Raw genomic sequence first — 18020 nt, 5'->3', positions numbered from 1 at the left:
GGATGGCAGGTCCGGCCCGGACGGCGCGGAAGCGCTCCCGGGCCGGGCGTCCGGACGACGTGCGAAGGAGCCCCTGTGGCGAACACGGTCCCCACCATCAACCTGAACGACGGCAACACCATCCCGCAGCTCGGCTTCGGGGTCTTCCAGATCGAGCCGAAGGACACCGCAGAGGCGGTCACCACGGCGCTGCGGGTCGGCTACCGGCACATCGACACCGCGCAGATGTACGGCAACGAGGCGGAGGTCGGCGAGGCGGTCCGTGAATCCGGGCTGGATCGCGGCGAGGTCTTCGTCACCAGCAAGCTGAGCAACGCCTTCCACCGGCCGGACGACGCCCGCAAGGCGTTCGAGTCGACGCTGTCGGCGCTGAAGATGGACTACATCGACCTGTTCCTGATCCACTGGCCGCTGCCCACCCTGTACGACGGTGACTTCGTGTCGACCTGGAAGGCGCTGGAGGAGTTCCAGCGCGACGGGCGGGCCCGCTCGATCGGCGTGTCGAACTTCCAGGTGGCGCACCTGGAGCGGCTGGCCGCCGAGGCCGACGCGGTGCCGGCGGTGAACCAGATCGAGGTGCACCCGTACTTCGGCAACGAGCAGGTGCGCGACTACGGCCGGGAGCACAACATCCTCACCGAGGCGTGGTCGCCGATCGCGCAGGGCAAGGTGCTCAACGACCCGACGATCGTCGACATCGCCGAACTGGTCGGTCGTACGCCGGCGCAGGTGGTGCTGCGCTGGCACGTGCAGCGCGGCGACGTCGTCTTCCCCAAGTCGACCACGCCGGCCCGCGTCGAGGAGAACTTCCAGATCTTCGACTTCACCCTCGACGACGCGACGATGGAGCGGATCACCTCGCTCGACCGGGGCGCGGCCGGGCGGCAGGGCGCCGACCCGGACACCTTCGACTACCTGCCGGCCTGAGGTGACGTGACGAGCCCGGCGAGTCGACGGAAGGCCGCCTGGGTCGGCGAGCCGGGCTCGGCGACGTAGGTGATCGGCCGGGGCGGGGACGGCATCCCCGGCGTCGGCCCCGTCAGCAGGCGGGTGCCCGCATCCCCGCCCCGTCCGCGTCGGGCGCCGGTCGGCCCGTCCCCGCCGGCACGGTCAGGTCGAGACGCCAGTCGTTCGAGATCATCAGCCGGCCCGGCGGGTATTCGAACTCGGTCTCGCCGACCAGCGTGAACCCGGCCTTGCGGCAGACCGCGTTCGACGGCGGGTTGTCGACCGACGGGTAGGCGTGCGCCCAGCGGTGCGTCCGCCGGGCGCGGGCCACGTCGGCCACCGCGCGCACCGCGGCGGTCGCCAGCCCCCGCCCCTGGTACGCGGGCAGCACCGCCCAGCCCATCTCGTAGACGTGCTCGCCGCGCCACTCCCGCTCCCAGTAGCCAACGCTGCCCACCTTCGCGCCGTCCGGCAGCACCACGGCGTACATGCAGCCGTCGGCGTCGAACCGCACGTAGCGCTCGTGCCGCGCCAGCACCTGCTCAGCGGTCTCCGACCCGCCGGTGTGCGCGCGGATCTCCGGTGCGTTGAGCTGCCGCAACAGATCCAGATCGTCCTCGCTCCACGGCCTTATGCGTACGCCCGCCACGCCGACCACCCCCTCGGTCCGGTCCCCCGCAGTCCAGTCCACAGGACTGCCCTGACATTTCAACGAGCGTCGACCCGGCGCGCTCCCCCCGATCCGCGCTCCGCCAGATCCGGTCTAGCGGGCGGCGCGCCGGCTTCTCGCGCCTTCCGGGTGAGACCCGAGGCCGGGAGGGGGCACCATGACGCCGTTGCGGCTCGCCGTGATCATCGGCAGCACCCGTGAGGGCCGGATGGGCGACCGGGTCGCCGGCTGGTTCGTCGACCAGGCACGCCTGCGCGACGACCTGGCGGTGACCGTGGTCGACCTCGCCGCGTACGACTTCCCCGGCGCCTATCCCGCCGAGCCGACCGACGCCATCCGGTCGTTCGTCGGCGAGGTACGCCGGGCGGACGCGTTCGTCGTGGTCACCCCCGAGTACAACCACAGCTTTCCGGCCTCGTTGAAACAGGCGATCGACTACGCGTACGACGAGTGGCAGGCCAAACCGGTCGGCTTCGTCGCGTACGGCTGCCGCTCCACCGGCCTGCACGCGGTGGACCAGCTCCGCACGGTCTTCACCGCGCTGCACGCGACGACGGTGCGCGACGTCGTCGGCGTCGACCTGCTCTGCGGCGAACCGACGCCGCTGCACGCCGACCAGCTCCGCCAGGACGCCCGCGTCCTGCTCGACCAGCTCCGCTGGTGGGGCCTGGCGTTGCGCGAGGGCCGCGCGGCGCGCCCGTACGTCTCCTGACGAGAAGGAAGGACAACCATGAGTAAGCGCACGACCGGCCCGGCCATCGAGGCCGAGGGCCTCACCCGGTCGTTCGGGGAGACCCGGGCCCTGGCCGGGATGGACCTGCGGGTGCCCGCCGGCACCGTTTACGGCCTGCTCGGCCCGAACGGCGCCGGCAAGACCACCGCGGTGCGGGTGCTGGCCACCCTGCTGCGGCCCGACGGCGGGCGGGCCCAGGTGTTCGGCCACGACGTGGTGGCCGAGGCCGACAAGGTCCGGGCCCGGGTCAGCCTCACCGGCCAGTACGCGTCCATCGACGAGGACCTGACCGGCATCGAGAACCTGGTGCTGCTCGGCCGGCTACTGGGGCTGCGCAAGCAGGCCGCCCGCGACCGGGCCGAGCAGCTGCTGGCCGCGTTCGGGCTGACCGAGGCGGGTGGCCGGCAGGTAAAGAAGTACTCGGGTGGCATGCGGCGGCGCATCGACATCGCCGCGAGCATCCTGAACACTCCCGACCTGCTGTTCCTCGACGAGCCGACGACCGGCCTCGACCCGCGCAGCCGCAACCAGGTGTGGGAGATCGTACGGGCGGTGGTGGCGCACGGCACCACGGTGCTGCTGACCACGCAGTACCTGGACGAGGCGGACCAGCTCGCCGGCCGGATCGCGGTGGTCGACCACGGCCGGGTGATCGCGGAGGGCACCCCCGGTGAGCTGAAGTCGTCCGTCGGCTCCGGCACCGTCCACCTGCGACTGCGGGACGCGGGGCAGCGGCCCGAGGCGGAGAAGGTGCTGCTGGCGGCGCTCGGCGTGCCGGTGCAGCTCGAACCCGACCCGGTGGCCCTGACCGCGCGGGTCGGCGGCGAGGGCAGCGACCTCGCCGCCGGCGAGCAGGCCGCGCGGGCTCTCGCCGAGCTGGCCCGCGCCGGCATCGTCGTCGACAACTTCTCCCTCGGCCAGCCCAGCCTGGACGAGGTCTTCCTGGCCCTGACCGACCACCCCGCCGTTCCGGCCGACGAGCGGGACGAGCAGCTGGAGGCAGCCCGATGAGCGACACCACGACCACGACGGAGCGGGCGCCGTCCGTCTACGTACCCTCCACCGAGGCGCTCGCGACGGTCCTCGCGCCCGGCGCGCGGCCACCCAGGCCCAGTGCCCTGTCGGCGTCGTTCACCTTCGGCTGGCGGGCCCTGCTGAAGATCAAGCACGTGCCCGAGCAGCTCTTCGACGTGACCGCGTTCCCGATCATCATGGTGCTGATGTTCACGTACCTGTTCGGCGGCGCCCTCGCCGACAGCCCGCGCGACTACCTGCAGTTCTTCCTGCCCGGCATCATGGTCACCAGCGTCGTCATGATCACCATGTACACCGGCGTCGGGCTGAACACCGACATCGAGAAGGGCATCTTCGACCGCTTCCGGACCCTGCCGGTCTGGCGACCGGCCGCCCTGGTCGGCATGATCTTCGGCGACGTGCTGCGCTACATCCTGGCGGCCGTGGTGATCCTCAGCGTCGGGCTGGTGCTGGGCTTCCGCCCCGACGGCGGCGTGCTCGGCGTCGCCGCCGGCATCGGCCTGCTGGTGGTCTTCTCGTTCGCCTTCTCCTGGGTCTGGACGTTCTTCGGCCTGGTGCTGCGCAGCGAGAAGTCGGTGATGGGCGTAAGCATGATGGTGCTGTTCCCGCTGACCTTCCTCAGCAACGTGTTCGTCGAGCCGAGCACCATGCCCGGCTGGCTCCAGGCGTTCGTGAAGGTCAACCCGATCACCCACCTCGTCGCGTCGGTCCGCGCCGCGATGGCCGGCTCGTCCGACCCGTCCAACATGATGTGGCTGCTGCTCTGGAGCGCCGGCTTCGTCGTCGTCTTCGGCACCCTGACGATGTACCGCTACAACCGCCGCTGACCGGCTCCGGCCGCCGAGCCCGGGGCCGGGGTCAGAGGCGCCAGGGCAGGGATTCGACCGGGAGGTAGCGGCAGCTACTCCCGGTCGACACCGTCTCCCGCAGGTGCGCGGCGAGCGCCGGATGGCGGTCGTCCAACTTGCGCAGCGTGTCCCGAATCCGGGCGGTCACCGCCTTGCGGGCACGCTCCGCCTCGTCGCCGAGCCGACGGCTGCGCCCGGCCAGCCCCGCCGCCGCCCGTAGCTCGTCGAGCAACGCCGTGCGCTCCGCCTCCAGGGCGGCCACCTTCCGGCCGTCGTCACGCGCGGCGGCCCGGTCGATCTCGTCGTCCAGCCGGTCCAGGTGTCGCCGGTAGCGGGCCTTGGCCTCGTCGTCCAGCACCGGATCGGCGCCCAACCGGCGGGCGGCGACCAGCTCCGGACCGGCGGCCGGGTCGAGCAACTCGACCGCAGGGACGTCACTTCCCGGCCGGGACAGCAGCAGGTGCAGGTCGTGCAGGCCCTTGGCGTCGGGCAGGTGGACGACCAGGCCCGCGTAGGCGAGCTCCCAGACCGGCCCGTCGCGCCGGAACCCGTACGCCACGGTGGGCGGCGCGACGACCGCTGCAGCGGCACCCGGCCGGGTCGTGGTCGTGGCACCGGCCGTCCCGTCGACAGTGCCCGCGACGCCCGTCCCATCGGCGGTGCGCGCAACGGTCGTCATCACCGCCGCCTCGCGGCCGGCGTCGGCGCCGACGCGGCCGGCGGACGTGTGGCCCGTGGCGTCGAGGTGCGCGCTTCGGCTGGGCGTGGTCAGGGCGAGCCGGTCGAGCACCTGCCGCATGCCGAGCGCCTCGGCGTCCCGTAGGGTCTCGGCCCGCAGCGTCGCCACGACGACCGCGTCGGCGGGCCGGTCGCGGCGGACCAGGGCTTCGGTGAGCGCGGCGCGGGCGAGGACGGACCAGGGGCGGGCACCCAGCCGGTCGGCCGCGTCCCGGGCGGCCTGGAAGCCGGCGACGGCGTCGTCCCAGCGTTCCTGGGCGGCGTCCAGCAGCGCGAGCCAGTGGTCGACGGGACCGCCGATGTCGCAGCCGTACAGCGCGACCATCCACTGTCCACGGTGTGGGGCCAGCTCGGCCTGAGCCTGCGCGCAGCGCTGATCGTCGCCCGCCGCCGCGGCGGCCTGCGCGCGCAGGCGCAACCACAACGGCGAGACCGCCCGGGCGTACGTGGTGCCGGCCGCCTCGATGCCGGCGGTGATCCGGACCGCCGTGTCACCGTCGCCGCGCTCGGCCGCCGTGATCGCGCGAACCAGATCCAGGTGGGGGTGGTCACTGGCGTCGAGGCCGTCGAGGAAGTCGGCTATCTCCTCGAAGCGGCCCTGCAGCAGCAGGCGGGCCCAGCGCAGGTGGTGGGTGAGGAAGGCGAAGTCGGTGGCGGGTGTCTCCCCGAGGTCGTCCAGGACGGCGAAGTGCGCGTCGGACCGGGCGAAGTCGCCACGGAACCCGGCGATGATGCCGCCGTCGATGGCGGCCGCCATCCGCTGCCGCGCCACGTCGCTGGCCTGCCCGTCGGCGACGAAGGACGTCCACTCGGCGAGGTAGCGCGGGTCGCCGAGCTCCAGCAGCGCGACCCAGCGCAGCGAGGTCGCCCACATCTCGGTCTCCCGGTCGCCCGTACGCCGGGCCACCTCCCGGATCTCCGCGGTGATGGCCGCCCGGTCGGCGGCGGTGCCGAGCCCCCAGGTGGCGTCGTGGCGGGCCCAGAGGGTGAAGGTGAGCGCCTCGTCGTCCTGGCCACGGCGGGCCACCGTCTCGGTGGCGGTGATCAGATCGGTGACGAGGGTGCGTTCCGGCAGCGACTCGTCGGGGTCGCCGATCAGTCGCCGGTACGCCTCGCGCAGCAACTCGTCGGACCTCGCGGGAAGCCCCGCGCTGGTCTGCCCGTGCTGGTGAACGGTGAGCGCGACCCGGGCCAGCATCACCGGCTCGTCGAGCGTGAGCACGAGCGTCGCGGCGTCGGCGAGCAGTCGGCGAGCGTCGGCGGAGGCACCGGACTGGAACAGCATCTGGGCGTACTCAAGAGTGATCTTCACCCGGCGCGTCGGGTCCTGGACGACCTCCAACGCCCGCCGGAAGTGCACCACCGACTCGTCCACGGCCAACCGCCCGCCGGCGTCCCGCGCGGCGCCGACGAGCAGGTCGGTGACGCGCGACGGATCGAGGGCGGCCCCGGCCAGGTAGGCGTGGCGGGCCAGGTCGGCCGGGACCAGCCGCTCGGTCAGCTCCGCGGCTCCGCCGACCGCCCGCACCACGGCGGCGTGCCGGGCGCGCCGGTCGTCGTCGGCGAGACCGTCGTAGAGCGTCTCCCGCACCAGGTCGTGGGCGAAGGCGAACCGCCCCCCGCCGCGGGCCACCACCAGCCGGGCGGTGACCGCACGGTCGAGCAGCCGGTCGACCTGAGCGGCGGGCGTCGCCGCGCACGCCGCGAGGACCTGCCGGTGGAACTCACGGCCCAGCACGGCGGCCACGCTGAGCGCCTCGACCACCGCCCGGGGAAGCTGGGCGAGGCGGCGACGGACCGCTTCGCGTACGCCGGGAGCGATGGTGCCGATCGCCCCCTCGGCCCGCCACAGCCGGGCGGTCTGCTCCACGAAGAACGGATTCCCGCCGGTACGCCGGTGCACCTCGTCGACGAGGTCCGCGGCCGGTTCCTGCCCGGCCGTACGCCGCATGAGCGTGCCCACCTCGTCGCGGGACAGGCCGGTGAGGGTGAGCGTCGTGGCCTTGGCCAGCAGCGGCATCAGCAGCGGGCGCAGCGGATGGTCACCGGCCTCGACCTCGGCGTCGCGGTAGGTGCCGATCAGCAGCAGCCGCTCGAACCACGTGTGCTGGGCGGCGAATTCCAGCAGCCGCAGCGTCGCGGGATCGGCCCAGTGCAGGTCGTCGATGACCACCACCACCGGTCGGCGCTGCGAGATCGCCACCAGGGCGGTGGTCACCGCGTCGTGGAGGGCGAACTCCTCCCGGTCGCCGCGCTCGTCCTGCTCACCGCCGTCCGGTCCGCCCACGCCGCGCTGGCCCTCACCGAGCAGGACGCCGAGACCCGGTTCGGCGACCTCCTGGGCGATCGCCCAGTCGTCGGCGGAGCCACGCAGGCGGCGCAGCACCTGCACCCACGGCCAGTAGCCGGGGGCGCTGTCCGAATCCCAGCAGGCGCCGCCGAGCACCAATGCACCCCGCTGACGGGCCTCCCGGGCGGCGGCGGTGACGAGGGTCGTCTTGCCGATGCCCGGCTCGCCGGTGACGAGGACGAGACCGCCGTGACTGGTCATCACGCGTTCCAACTCGGCGCGCAGCCCGCCCGCGGGATGATCCCGCCCGATGATCGCCTCGCCGGCCCGCGCGTCCATGACGCTCCGACCGTAGCGGAACCCACCGACACCCTGGGTGACGACTACGTGTCGCTTCCCCGCCGTCCGCCGGTCGCCGGCGTCAGAGTCCCGCCGGTTGTCGCGGACCGCGCGCACGGCCAGCGGGCCTCTTATGCTCGTGAGGGTTATGACTGAGAGGCATAACTATGACGCTGAGTCATCGCGCTCACCGAGACAAGGCCCGCGACGCGAGTGGCGACTCGTACCCGACGTGCGTCGACCGAGCAGCCGACTTCGACCGCGCTCAGCCAAGCCGGGGAGCGATCTCCGAGCCTTCCAGTCCGTAGTGGCTCCACCAACTGGGCTGGTGTTTACGAAGGTCGCCGCCCTGCCGAGTGAGCAGCAACCAGTTGCTGTTCAGCGTCAGCGCCGCGTCCTCAGGGCGTTCGGTCAGCACCCGACTCACCGCGGCGAGCATGTGCGGGACGCCCTTGTCGGCCAGTTCCTCCTTCTGCATCGCGAAGCTGATCTTGACGTAGCGCTCCGGCTCCCACGTCCACTGGGAGCCGTCGTCGTCCTCCGCCTCGACATAGCCGTGCTCACCCGACGTGATGTCCACGACGTAGCCGAACTCCTCGTTGTGCGACGCCTTGAACGCGCGCCCGCCGGAGGGAGTCCGAGTTTCGACAGCATCCGGCGCAACCGAGGACGCCACCTCGTCCAAGGGAACATTCCCCGCCACGGTAAGGCGGAAATCAATCGACACCTCGCTCGCCTCTCCTCAGTCTCGTCGCACGATCTGCACGATCGCCCCGCCCCGTGTGACCGCCACCAATTCCTTCAACCGTGCCACCGGCCAATCGTCGAACTGCCTCTGAAGGGCGGCGACATCACCCCGCCAGTCGTGGAGGTTCAGCACGACACGCTGAGTCTGTCCATCCTCAACCTTCTCCCGCACCGCATCCCACACTCCCCGCACTGATCTGCTCTGGGTGGGCGAATAGCAGTCGAAGACATGGTCCTCGATGAGAAAGTCCGGTGCCTTGTCCGGGTCGCCCGTGTCACCCGTGTCGAGCCGAGCCGACGCCACCTCCCGTGTCGCCGGGTTCTGGTGGACCCGATAACCCTGGTGAGCCACGTCGTCCGCGCACTGGTTCTCGAGCTCCAGCGAACGCCGCACCAACTCGTCCTCGCGCACGCGGATTCGCGTCCGCGGCCCGGTCGGGACACCCCCGGAGACACCGGTCGGCACCCGCGTCCACAAGCGTTGAGAGCCGCTGACACCTCCGTCGCGGCGAATGGGGGCGATGTCGGGGGGTGGGCTGGTCGGTGGGGTGCCGCCAGCCCCGGTCAGTTTCCCGCCGACCCCAGCCGCCGGGCCGCGGCGATCGCCGCCTCGACGGTCTGCTCGGCGGTGCCCGCCCGCTGCGCGAGCAGCGCCAGCACCTGCTTGATGCCGTCCAGCGTCTGGAGCATCGGCCCCGGTTGCCCGCCGTGCAGGGCGGTGGTGACGAGCCGCTGCAGCGTACCGATGTGGGTGCCGGTCGCCACCGACGCCTCGCGGGCCCCGACGATGCCCTGATGCACGGGCGTCAAGGCGGTGATGGTGTCCTGCGGTGTGGCCTCGCGGGGCACGGCGGAGTTGGCCCTGCTCGCCTCGTCGATCGTGGTGAGGAGGCCGCCGAGGCGTCCGCGCAGCTCGCCGATCGCGGCGCGTACGCGGGTCATGCCCGCCGCGACGGCGGTGAAGCCGGCGGCTGCCGCCCGCAGCGCGATCTCCTGGGCCTGGTTGTCCGCCGCGGCGGCCAGCCCCTGCGCCCGTTCGGCGCCGGCGCGCAGGGCCTGGAGTTCCCCGGCGATCGTCTCGACCTGGGTCACGGGGTCGGCTACCTCCATCGACGGCGCGGGCACTGCTGGGCCTCGAACCTACCGGCTGCGCTCCGAGCGGGCGACCCGCCGCTGCCCGCCGTCGGCGGCAAGCACGTGGACGGTGTCAGTCGACGGCCACGCGGTGTGCCCGCAGGTGCGTCATCGTCGACTGGTTGGCCTCCCAGCCGTCGGGGAACTTGACCGGCACGTCGAGGTGCACGGGCTCGGTGGACGGGTGGGCGTCGAGCAGCTCGTCGATGCCGTCGCGCGCCACCACCACGCAGGCGTGCCGGTGCCGCGAGGCCAGCACGCACAGCCGCCCCGACTCCAGGTGGAACGCCGTCGCGTCCCGCCGCCCGGAGAGCGGGTGCAGGACGATCGTCACGTCGTACTCGCGGCCCTGGAGCCGGTTGGCGGTGTCGACGGTGATGCCGGCGCCGGCCGCGCCGAGCTGCGCGCGGATGGCCGCGACCTGGTCGCGGTGCGCGGCGCCGATCGCGATGCGCTCGGCGGTCACCGGCGCGCCGGTCGGCGCCTGCTCGGAGGCGGCGACCGCACCGCGCTCCAGCAGCCGCATGGCGAGGGTCGCGCAGGCCGCGGCGGCCTCCACATCGGTGCGGAGGGTCTGCCGCTGCGGCAGCGCGTAGAGCGCCCAGCCGGTGCGCGCCGCCATCTCCAGCGCGTCGTCGGCCGCGCCGCCCCCGCCCGGGGTGGTCAGCGTCAGCGCCCGGTCGGCCGGGCCGGTGCCGGCACGGAAGCCGGTGAACGGGTAGAAGGCCGACGCCACCAGCGGCGCGGCCGACGCGGGCAGCCGCCACGACACCGGCAGCCGGTGGACGGGCAGCTCGGGGTTGTGCCGCAGCAGCACCGCCACGGCCGACTGCATCGGGTCCCAGGCGAGGCCCGTCCAGCGCGCCGTGTCGACGGTGGAGAACGGGTCGAGCTGCCCCGGGTCGCCGACGAACATTGCCCGTTCGAACCTGCCGGCCACGCGCAGCAGGGCGTCCGAGCGCATCTGGTACGCCTCGTCGACGATCGCCCACGGCCAGCAGCCCTCGGTCACCGTGGCCCACTTCGCCGCCGTGCCGATGAGCACGGCCGCGCTGCCCAGGTCGGCGACCTTCGCGGCGACCCGGACCGTGGCATGGCCCCGGATCCGCTCCGACGGCTGGTAGTCGGCCGCGGAGAGCCGGCCGATGGCCAGCTCGGGCGCCTTGCGGGCGAGCCGGTCGATGAGGTCGTCGACCTGCTCGTTGGTCTGCGCGATGATGATGAGCGGCTCGTCGGCGGCGGCCAGCTCGACGGCGGCGCGGACGACCAGGGTCGACTTGCCGGCCCCGGGCGGCGAGTCGACCACGACACCGCGGTGGTCGCCGGACCGCACGTCCGCCAGCACGGCGGTGATGACCCGCTCGGCCTCGACGGCGGGCGGCAACTCCAGCTCAGCCAGCACGCGCCCTCCCCTTTCCACCGATGCGCGAGCGCCGCGTCGACGCTGCCGGCACCCTACCGGCACCCTCCGACACCGCCGCCGGGTCAGCGGCCGGTGGCCGTCAGGTAGGCGGCGAGGTGACCGCCGGCCGTGAGCATCGCGCGGCCGCGGGCGGCCAGCCGCTGCCGCCACGCGGCGAGGGACTCGACCAGCGGCCCCGGCCCCTGCGCGGCGCGGACCTGCGCCATGACGGTCGCGATGTGATCGAGCAGGTAGCCGCCCCGACGCAGCAGGTGGGCCAGTTCGGCGTCGCGTACGTCGTCCGGGTCGTACAGGCGTTGCCGGCTCACCCGGTCGCGGCCGGGGGTCAGCACGCCGGCCCGTTCCCATTTGCGCAGGGTCGCGGGCGTCACGGCGAGGCGGTGGGCGAGGGCGCCGACGGTCAGCGGCCGGTCGGGTCGGTCGCGGGGCGGCGCCGCGGTGAGCACGCCGATCGTCGTCTCGACGGCGTCGAGGGTCTCCCGGTCCCGCAGCAGCTGCAGGTGCCCGTGGTCCACGGCACGCAGCGCCGCGTCGACCTCGCCGCGGGTCGCCGCCCGCATGATCTCGGCGGCCGCCCCGTAGCCGTACGCGGGGACGAGCGCCAGGTAGGCGCGCAGCGCCGCGGCGTGCAGGTCGGTGTAGGTGCGGTAGCCGCTGGGGGTGCGGGTGGCGGCCGGCAGGATGCCGTCGCGCTCGTAGTTGCGGACGGCCTGGGTGGAGATGCCGTGCTCGCGGGCGAGGTCCACGGGCCGGTAGGCACGTCCTCCGGTTTGAGGGTTCAGCTGGTCCCCCCGGCGCAGTCATCGGCAGAAGTATCAAAGGCTGGTTCAACGATACGGTTGAGGTCATGGCTTTCGACACCGTGCCCCCGTCACCGACCGCCGACGACCTCGCCGAGCGGATTCGCGCGCTGCCCGACGTCGCCGTGGTCGTGGCCGACGAGGCGTCCGGGGCCCCCGAGGTGGCGTGGGGTTGGCGGTTCTTCTACGTCGGTCCGGATCGCCGGATGCCGTTCGCCACCCTCGGCGAGAGCGACATGGCCGGCTACGACGAGGAGTCCCGGCTGCACCGGCCGGGCGTCTTCCGGCTGAACCTGGACCTCGGCCGGCGGGAGTTCGAGCGCGTGGTCGGCTACCCGCCGGCACGGTGCGCGGACCACCGCGCCTCGACCGACTTCGCGGCGCTCGACGAGCTGCTGCCCAACCCGCTCTACGGCACGGCCGGCTGGGCGTCGGTGCTCAACCCGGGTCCCCGCAGCCTCGCCGAGGTCGAGCGGCTCATCGTGTACGCGCACCGCAGGGCCCGGGACCGCCACCGCCGCCGGTCGACCCGCGACCGGTCGGCCCCCTGAGCGCTGGAGCCCGGCACGCTCTCTTCCCGAGTTGGTCCCGTGCTCCCGCCCGGCGTGATACGAAGAAGAGCGTCAATCGGATGAAACGGGAGGAACGTGGCGCGGAAGCGGGCGGGGTGGGTGCTGCGACCCCGCGAGAACCGCCCGCGGATCTCCTTCCTGGAGCTCCTCTTCGACCTGGGGCTCATCGTCGCGCTGTCCCGGCTGTCCCTGCGCCTGCTCGACGATTTCAGCCTGGTGAACGCCGCGCAGACGCTGGTCCTGCTCGCCGCCGTCTGGTGGGTGTGGACCGTCACCGCGTACACGACGGACTGGTACGACCCGGAGCAGGGGCTGGTCCAGCTCATCGTCATCGGCGTCCTACTCGGCGGCTACCTCATGGCGATGGCCTCCGTACGGGCGTTCGAGGGTCTGGACAGTCTCGCCTTCGCCGGGGCGTACGTCGGTCTGCACCTGTTTCGCGGCCTGCTCCTCGTGACCGCGTTACGCGGCCACGAGCTGCGCGTACGTCCACTGCGGGTGCTGATCTGGTTCGCCGCGACCGGTGTCCTGTGGCTGGGCGGCGCGTTCCTGCCCGCCCCCGCCCGGCTGGTGGTCTGGGCGGTGGCGATCACCCTGGACTACCTGGCCGGGCTGTTCGGCTACTGGGTGCCGAAACTCGGCCGCATCCCTGCCCGAGAGCTGCGGATCATCGGCGAGCACATCTCGGAGCGTTACCGGCAGATGTTCATCGTCGCGCTCGGTGAGATCCTGCTGGTCGGCGCGCTCAAGTTCACCGCGGGTGGCTTCGTCTCCACGGCGGGGGCCGGGCTGCTCCTGCTCTTCGCGAACGCGGTGGCCATGTGGCGCATCTACGTGGCGTACGGCGCCGAGGACCTCGCGGGCGGGCTTGAGCGGTCGACCAACCCGGGACGCCAGGCCCTGGTCGTGGCGTACACACACCTGATCATGGTGGCGGGCATCGTGCTGACCGCCGCCGGCGGCGAGACGATCGTCGTCGGAGCCATGAACGAGACGACGCGCGAGGAGTTGGCCCTCATGATCGCGGGCCCGGTGGTCTTCCTGACCGGACGCACCCTCTACGCGTTCGAGCTGTTCCGCACGATGCTGTGGCGACTGCCGGCCGGTGCGCTGACGCTGGTCGCGGCGGCACCGCTGCTGCAGCGGCTGCCGTCGATCGGCGTCGGGGCCGTCGCGAGCGCCGTGCTCCTGGCCGTGGCCGCCGTCCCCCGCCTGGGGCCCCACCGCTACTGACGCGGCCCGCGCGGATGAGCGTGCGCTGCCGATCGCCGAACTGGCCGACCGGTCCGTCAACGCAGGAGCCCCGCCCGACACCTCGGATGAGATACTCCTCGCCTTCCCGCCGCGACGCGGACCGGGTGCGTCAGGACTAGGTGCCCGCCGGACGGGTACGCCCCGACGTCCATGCCGGCACGCCGGTTGCCGCACCGTCCGGGAGGTGACGTCCAGGTGGCGATGTTCCTGCTCAAGTCGACCTACACCATCGATGGGGTCAAGGGGCTGGTCAAGGACGGCGGCACGAAACGGGTCGAGGCGGTCCGGAAGCTGGTGGAGGCCGCCGGCGGGCGGCTGGAGTCGATGTACTTCGGGTTCGGCGACCACGACACGTACGTGCTGTGCGAACTGGCGGACCATCGCACGGCAGCCGGGCTGGCCATCGCAATCCGGGCCGCCGGTGGTGTCGACACCCGGGTCGTGCCGGTGCTGACCGGCGCGGAGGTCGACGAGGCGGCCCGGCAGCAGGCGGCCTATCAACCGCCGGGCCGATGACCACCTGACCACCCCACCGCGCTCTCGCCCGGACCCTGGAGAGAGAAACCCGTCAGGGAGTCGGGGCAGGTTGATCATGCCGCGGAGCACAGCGATGACCACGACCACCACTCTCCTGCCCGCCGCCACCCCACCCGCCCCGCGACCCGACCGGACGAGGGCCCTGCTCCGCTGCGGCATCGTCGCCGGCCCGATCTTCGTCCTGACGTTTCTCGTCGACGGCGCGACCCGGGACGACTACGACCCGCTGCGGCACCCGGTCAGCTCGCTCGCCCTCGGTGACCACGGCTGGACGCAGACGGCAAACTTCCTCCTGTGCGGCCTGCTCACCCTGCTCTTCGCCGTCGGGGCACGGCGGGCGCTGCGGCCGGGCCGGGCGTCGACCTGGGGACCCCTGCTCATCGGCGTCTGGGCGGTCGGCCTGCTCGTCGCCGGCACCTTCACCACCGACCCGGTCAGCGGCTACCCACCCGGCACCCCGGACGCGCCCACCGCGTACAGCACCAGCGGCACCCTGCACGACGGCGCCGCACTGGTCGCGTTCCCGGCGTTGACCGCCGCGTTCTTCGTCCTCACCCGCAGGTTCGCCGGGCAGCGGCGGCGCGGCTGGGCGATCTACTCGGCCCTCAGCGGTCTCGTCTTCCTGGCCGGCTTCGTCCTCGCCGGCACCGGCTTCGCGCAGACCGCCGGCCTGGTCGACCTCGCCGGGCTCTACCAGCGGATCGCCATCATCACCGGCCTGCTCTGGCTGACCCTGCTCGCCGTTCACCTGCGCCGTCAGGTGTCCGGGGCGCCCACGCGACGTTGACAGGGTCGACCGCGGTCGCCCGACATTTCGACGGAGGGTGCCCTGAGACGGTGAAACCGGGCACCCTCCGGGGACGCCAGGAAGAAAAGTTCCCACCAGCGGCAACATTCGCGGGGGTCCGCCCCGTTCTACCGCCGTGAAAGCCGAGGACGAGGAAGCCTTCCGGGAGTTCGTCGCCGTCCAGATGCCGGTGCTGCGCAGACTCGCGTACGTCACCTGCGGCGACTGGCACGCGGCGGAGGACGCGACGGCGACGGCGCTCGCGAAGCTGTACCCGCGGTGGCGGCGACTGGAGCGACCCGACCTGTACGCGAGAACGATGGTCGTCCGCGCCGCCATCGACGAAAAGCGCCGCCCCTGGCGGCGCGAACACTCGGCCGGCGACGCCCTGCCCGACGTGACGCAGCGCGACCCGGCGTCGGGCGTCGACGACCGGCTGCGGGTCTGGGCCGCACTGCGGGCCATCTCGCCGCGGCAGCGCGCCGCCGTGGTGTGCCGGCACTACCTGGGGATGAGCCTGGAGGAGACGGCCAGCGTCCTCGGCTGGCACATCGGTACCGCCAAGAGTCAGACCTCCCGCGGCCTCAGCCGGCTGCGCGAGGTGCTGACCGCAGACCAGCGTGACGACACCACCACACCAGAACGGGAGAAGACCAGTGCACGTTCCTGACCTCGTGGAGACGGCGACGGCCGACGCGCCGCCGCCGCGATACACGGTCGACGAGATCGTGGCCGCCGGACAGAAGGTGCAGCGGCGTCGTCGGGCGGGGTGGGCGACGGCCTCCGCCGCGTTCGCCGTCACCGGTGTCGTCGCCGCGGCCGGCATCGGCCTGCCCGGCGTGGCCGAGAACCCCGGCGTCGTCGAGCGTCCCGCCGCGGTGACGACGGCCCTCAACCCCGCCACCGGCTGGGAGTTCCCGGACGACCCGTTCAGCTTCGTGTTCCAGCGGTTCGACGCTGGCAAGCTGCACGTGAAGGACCCGCTCGTCGTGTCGACCGCGTACCAGATCGCGCCGCTGCACATCGACGGCCTGGTCACGAACGACCGCGCCGTGGACCCGGACGAGGCCAGCCGGGGGCCACGCGACCCGATCGCGGCCAAGAAGGCGAGCAAGGAGAAGCACTCGCTCTACGCCTACCTGACCGTCTACCGCCCCGGCGCCTTCGACGCCCGCACGTTCGCCGGCCACCGGCTCACCGTCGACGGACGCCAGGCGATCGAGCAGGACGGCCCCACCTACGGGGCGAACCAGCACCGGGCGTTCGCCTGGGAGTACACCGACAACGCCTGGGCCGTCGCGGACACTTTCGCCGAGCCGGCCGACCTCAACCCCGCCGACCTGCACGCCCTGGTGACCGCGCTGCGGCCCCGCGTCCCGGCACCGGCCCGGGTGCCGTTCACCGTCGGCTACCTGCCCGCCGGCTACCACGCCGTCGCGCTCGGCCAGCACGCCCACGCCAGCCTGAACGGCATCGCCAGTGCCGGCGACGGCAATTACGGCGGCGCCATCTTCGCCTCCCCCGCCCTGCCCACCACGGGGCTGACCGCACCGTACGGCGGGCCCGAGGGTGAGGACCCGCCCGGTAGCTTCCAGATCGTCGTCAGCCCCAACGACAACTCCAACCAGGCATTGGAGGAGGGCGAGACGCCGCCGAGCGAGCCCCGCTGCGGCAACGGCTTCTGCAACCGCTGGAGCGCCGACGGCAAGATCACCATCCAGGTGGACAGCGACGGGCGGCTCTCCGACGCGGAGATGACCAAGATCCTGAAGGGGATCACCCTCGCCGACGTCACCAACGACAGCACCTGGCCGCAGGCCGCCACCGCCCTGCGGGTCGGCTGACCCTCCCGCGGACGGCCCGCCCCGATCCCTCTCCGGCGTCCCCGCCCGGGGTGGACCGCACGGCCTCGACCCTCGACAGCCCTCCCTCCTCGGGCGCTGTCGAGGGTCGACGGCGTTTGCCGCACGCCGTTCAGCGACGCGGCTTGGGCACCATCCGGTTGAACCGCGGCTTGAGGGCCAGGACCAGCGCCTCCTTCGCACCCTCCGGGTTGTCGGTCTCCTGCCAGCGGACTGGCACCCGCCCAGCCAACCGGCGATCTCCTCGGCCGTCGCGGCCTTGGCGGGAGTGTCCAGACGTCGGCCGACCTGGTCGTGCAGCACCGACGAGTCCCGGTTGCCGGTCAGGTGCTGCCGGAGACGGTTGCGCAGGTTGCCGGTGCGGCCGACGTAGACGACCGCGCCGCGCTCAAGGACCACGTGCACGCCAGGCGCCGGTGGCGCGCTGGCGGCGGCCTCCCGGGTGTACGGCTGAGCAGGCGTGAATCCAGCCAACAGCTCATCGATCATGGGGTCGGGCATCCCCGGAGGTTACTGGGAGGCCGCGTCCTCCGCGGCCCCGCACGGGCCGGTGTGCCCGTCGCGCCGCCGGCAGCGGCCGGCCCCGTCGAGCCGGGCGTCGCACCACACTCGGGTACGCAGAAACTGCCGGTCCTCTTCGCTCAGTGTCGCCTCGCCGAAGTCGACGGTGTCGACGTGGCCGAGCGAGTCACGCAGCGCCCTGACCAGGGCGACCGCGCCGTCGAGGCTGGTCAGCGTGGTCGGCAGGTGGATGACCCAACGCGGCGCGGTCATCGCGGCCACCTGCTGTTGCGCGCATGCTGGCAGCTCCCGTAGCGGGACTGCCACTGGCGCAGCGCCTGGCGGGTGCGCTCGGCCTCCGTGTTCGCGGTGGTCAGCTCGCGGTGCAGGCGTTCGAGCTCATCGGCCACCCGGTGGAGGTAGTCGAGCACCTGATCCGGGTCGAGCCCCCGCCACCGGGTGTCGAAGACGGCGGACCGGAGGTCGTGCGGGTGCAGGCGCTCGCCGGTCAGGTAGATCACGGTCGCGGCGCCATCTGCTCGGCGATCAACAGTTGGACCTGGCGATCGGTGAGCCCACGCTCGTCCAACACCCGGCGACCCCACCGGTGCAGCCGGCACGGATGCCGGGCTCGGTCGTTGCGGCAGCGCTGCCCGTCGGGCCACTGCTCGGGGGCGTGCACGGTGACCGCCCTGATGGCGAAGCCGACGTCCTCGGCGGTCACGTACGGCGGCAGCGGCAGGTCACCCAGCACCTCATCGATCGGGTCCATGGCCCTCCTTCATCAGACGGCTACGCCTGT

General features: G+C 72.9%; 20 protein-coding genes. 10 read left to right on the top strand and 10 right to left on the bottom strand.

Annotation, left to right across the window (positions count from 1 at the left end):
* Positions 1 to 75: 75 nt before the first annotated feature.
* Positions 76 to 927, top strand: a complete 852-nt coding sequence (locus ACIBTV_RS16525; RefSeq protein WP_396705657.1) for an aldo/keto reductase — start codon at positions 76 to 78, stop codon at positions 925 to 927.
* Positions 928 to 1039: 112 nt separating this feature from the next.
* Here the strand turns inward: ACIBTV_RS16525 and ACIBTV_RS16520 are convergent, their stop codons facing one another.
* On the bottom strand, positions 1040 to 1639 hold the full coding sequence (locus ACIBTV_RS16520; protein WP_396705655.1) for a GNAT family N-acetyltransferase: 600 nt from the start codon (positions 1637 to 1639) through the stop codon (positions 1040 to 1042).
* Between the two features lie 136 nt (positions 1640 to 1775).
* On the opposite strand from ACIBTV_RS16520, the gene ACIBTV_RS16515 reads away from it, so the two are divergent.
* From ACIBTV_RS16515 to ACIBTV_RS16505, 3 genes are read left to right on the top strand one after another with little or no spacing between them, the layout of a single operon-like run.
* Entirely contained in the window at positions 1776 to 2330 is a 555-nt protein-coding gene (locus tag ACIBTV_RS16515) for an NADPH-dependent FMN reductase (protein ID WP_396705653.1), read from the top strand.
* 18 nt (positions 2331 to 2348) lie between these two features.
* Positions 2349 to 3362, top strand: coding sequence for an ATP-binding cassette domain-containing protein (locus ACIBTV_RS16510; RefSeq protein WP_396705651.1), 1014 nt, complete (start codon positions 2349 to 2351; stop codon positions 3360 to 3362).
* Positions 3359 to 4213, top strand: a complete 855-nt coding sequence (locus tag ACIBTV_RS16505) for an ABC transporter permease (protein WP_396705649.1) — start codon at positions 3359 to 3361, stop codon at positions 4211 to 4213. Before ACIBTV_RS16510 ends, ACIBTV_RS16505 begins: the two co-directional genes overlap by 4 nt.
* A 31-nt stretch (positions 4214 to 4244) precedes the next feature.
* On the opposite strand, the gene ACIBTV_RS16500 is transcribed toward ACIBTV_RS16505, so the two are convergent.
* The 6 genes from ACIBTV_RS16500 to ACIBTV_RS16475 form a co-directional block, all read right to left on the bottom strand.
* Positions 4245 to 7601, bottom strand: coding sequence for an ATP-binding protein (locus tag ACIBTV_RS16500; protein WP_396705647.1), 3357 nt, complete (start codon positions 7599 to 7601; stop codon positions 4245 to 4247).
* A 265-nt stretch (positions 7602 to 7866) separates the two neighbouring features.
* Positions 7867 to 8328 carry a SitI3 family protein gene (locus tag ACIBTV_RS16495; RefSeq protein WP_396705645.1) on the bottom strand — a complete coding sequence of 154 codons (462 nt, stop codon included), beginning with the start codon at positions 8326 to 8328 and terminating at the stop codon, positions 7867 to 7869.
* Positions 8329 to 8343: 15 nt separating this feature from the next.
* Positions 8344 to 8745: a hypothetical protein gene (locus ACIBTV_RS16490; RefSeq protein WP_396705778.1), complete on the bottom strand. Its 402-nt coding sequence runs from the start codon at positions 8743 to 8745 to the stop codon at positions 8344 to 8346.
* A 167-nt stretch (positions 8746 to 8912) separates the two neighbouring features.
* A complete protein-coding gene (locus ACIBTV_RS16485; protein ID WP_396705643.1) occupies positions 8913 to 9440 on the bottom strand; it encodes a DUF6244 family protein in 528 nt (175 codons plus the stop codon).
* 115 nt (positions 9441 to 9555) lie between these two features.
* The gene (locus ACIBTV_RS16480; protein WP_396705641.1) at positions 9556 to 10884 is read right to left on the bottom strand and encodes an AAA domain-containing protein; all 1329 of its coding nucleotides are present in this window, start codon (positions 10882 to 10884) and stop codon (positions 9556 to 9558) included.
* Positions 10885 to 10967: 83 nt separating this feature from the next.
* On the bottom strand, positions 10968 to 11651 hold the full coding sequence (locus tag ACIBTV_RS16475; RefSeq protein ID WP_396705639.1) for a TioE family transcriptional regulator: 684 nt from the start codon (positions 11649 to 11651) through the stop codon (positions 10968 to 10970).
* Positions 11652 to 11752: 101 nt separating this feature from the next.
* Between ACIBTV_RS16475 and ACIBTV_RS16470 the strand changes: the two genes are divergently transcribed.
* From ACIBTV_RS16470 to ACIBTV_RS16445, 6 genes are all read left to right on the top strand, one after another.
* Complete coding sequence (locus ACIBTV_RS16470) at positions 11753 to 12256, top strand: DUF6194 family protein (protein ID WP_396705636.1); 504 nt, start codon at positions 11753 to 11755, stop codon at positions 12254 to 12256.
* 96 nt (positions 12257 to 12352) lie between these two features.
* Positions 12353 to 13510, top strand: a complete 1158-nt coding sequence (locus ACIBTV_RS16465) for a low temperature requirement protein A (protein ID WP_396705634.1) — start codon at positions 12353 to 12355, stop codon at positions 13508 to 13510.
* Positions 13511 to 13732: 222 nt separating this feature from the next.
* The gene (locus ACIBTV_RS16460; RefSeq protein ID WP_396705776.1) at positions 13733 to 14047 is read left to right on the top strand and encodes a GYD domain-containing protein; all 315 of its coding nucleotides are present in this window, start codon (positions 13733 to 13735) and stop codon (positions 14045 to 14047) included.
* A gap of 94 nt (positions 14048 to 14141) precedes the next feature.
* Positions 14142 to 14855: a DUF998 domain-containing protein gene (locus tag ACIBTV_RS16455; protein WP_396705632.1), complete on the top strand. Its 714-nt coding sequence runs from the start codon at positions 14142 to 14144 to the stop codon at positions 14853 to 14855.
* Between the two features lie 136 nt (positions 14856 to 14991).
* Entirely contained in the window at positions 14992 to 15525 is a 534-nt protein-coding gene (locus ACIBTV_RS16450; RefSeq protein ID WP_396705630.1) for a SigE family RNA polymerase sigma factor, read from the top strand.
* Positions 15512 to 16699, top strand: a complete 1188-nt coding sequence (locus tag ACIBTV_RS16445) for a hypothetical protein (RefSeq protein WP_396705627.1) — start codon at positions 15512 to 15514, stop codon at positions 16697 to 16699. The genes ACIBTV_RS16450 and ACIBTV_RS16445 overlap by 14 nt, the downstream gene beginning before the upstream one ends.
* A 528-nt stretch (positions 16700 to 17227) precedes the next feature.
* Here ACIBTV_RS16445 and ACIBTV_RS16440 read toward each other — a convergent pair.
* The 3 genes from ACIBTV_RS16440 to ACIBTV_RS16430 are packed head-to-tail and all read right to left on the bottom strand — an operon-like array spanning position 17228 to position 17990.
* Positions 17228 to 17491 carry a hypothetical protein gene (locus ACIBTV_RS16440; RefSeq protein WP_396705625.1) on the bottom strand — a complete coding sequence of 88 codons (264 nt, stop codon included), beginning with the start codon at positions 17489 to 17491 and terminating at the stop codon, positions 17228 to 17230.
* A complete protein-coding gene (locus ACIBTV_RS16435) occupies positions 17488 to 17739 on the bottom strand; it encodes a DivIVA domain-containing protein (protein ID WP_396705624.1) in 252 nt (83 codons plus the stop codon). Before ACIBTV_RS16435 ends, ACIBTV_RS16440 begins: the two co-directional genes overlap by 4 nt.
* Positions 17736 to 17990: a hypothetical protein gene (locus ACIBTV_RS16430; RefSeq protein ID WP_396705622.1), complete on the bottom strand. Its 255-nt coding sequence runs from the start codon at positions 17988 to 17990 to the stop codon at positions 17736 to 17738. Before ACIBTV_RS16430 ends, ACIBTV_RS16435 begins: the two co-directional genes overlap by 4 nt.
* Between the last annotated feature and the right edge of the window lie 30 nt (positions 17991 to 18020).

The organism is Micromonospora sp. NPDC049366 (assembly GCF_044466625.1).
Taxonomy (GTDB): Bacteria; Actinomycetota; Actinomycetes; order Mycobacteriales; family Micromonosporaceae; genus Micromonospora.
The sequence above is the reverse complement of the archived record's forward strand: the minus strand, read 5'-3'. Positions and strand labels throughout refer to the sequence as shown.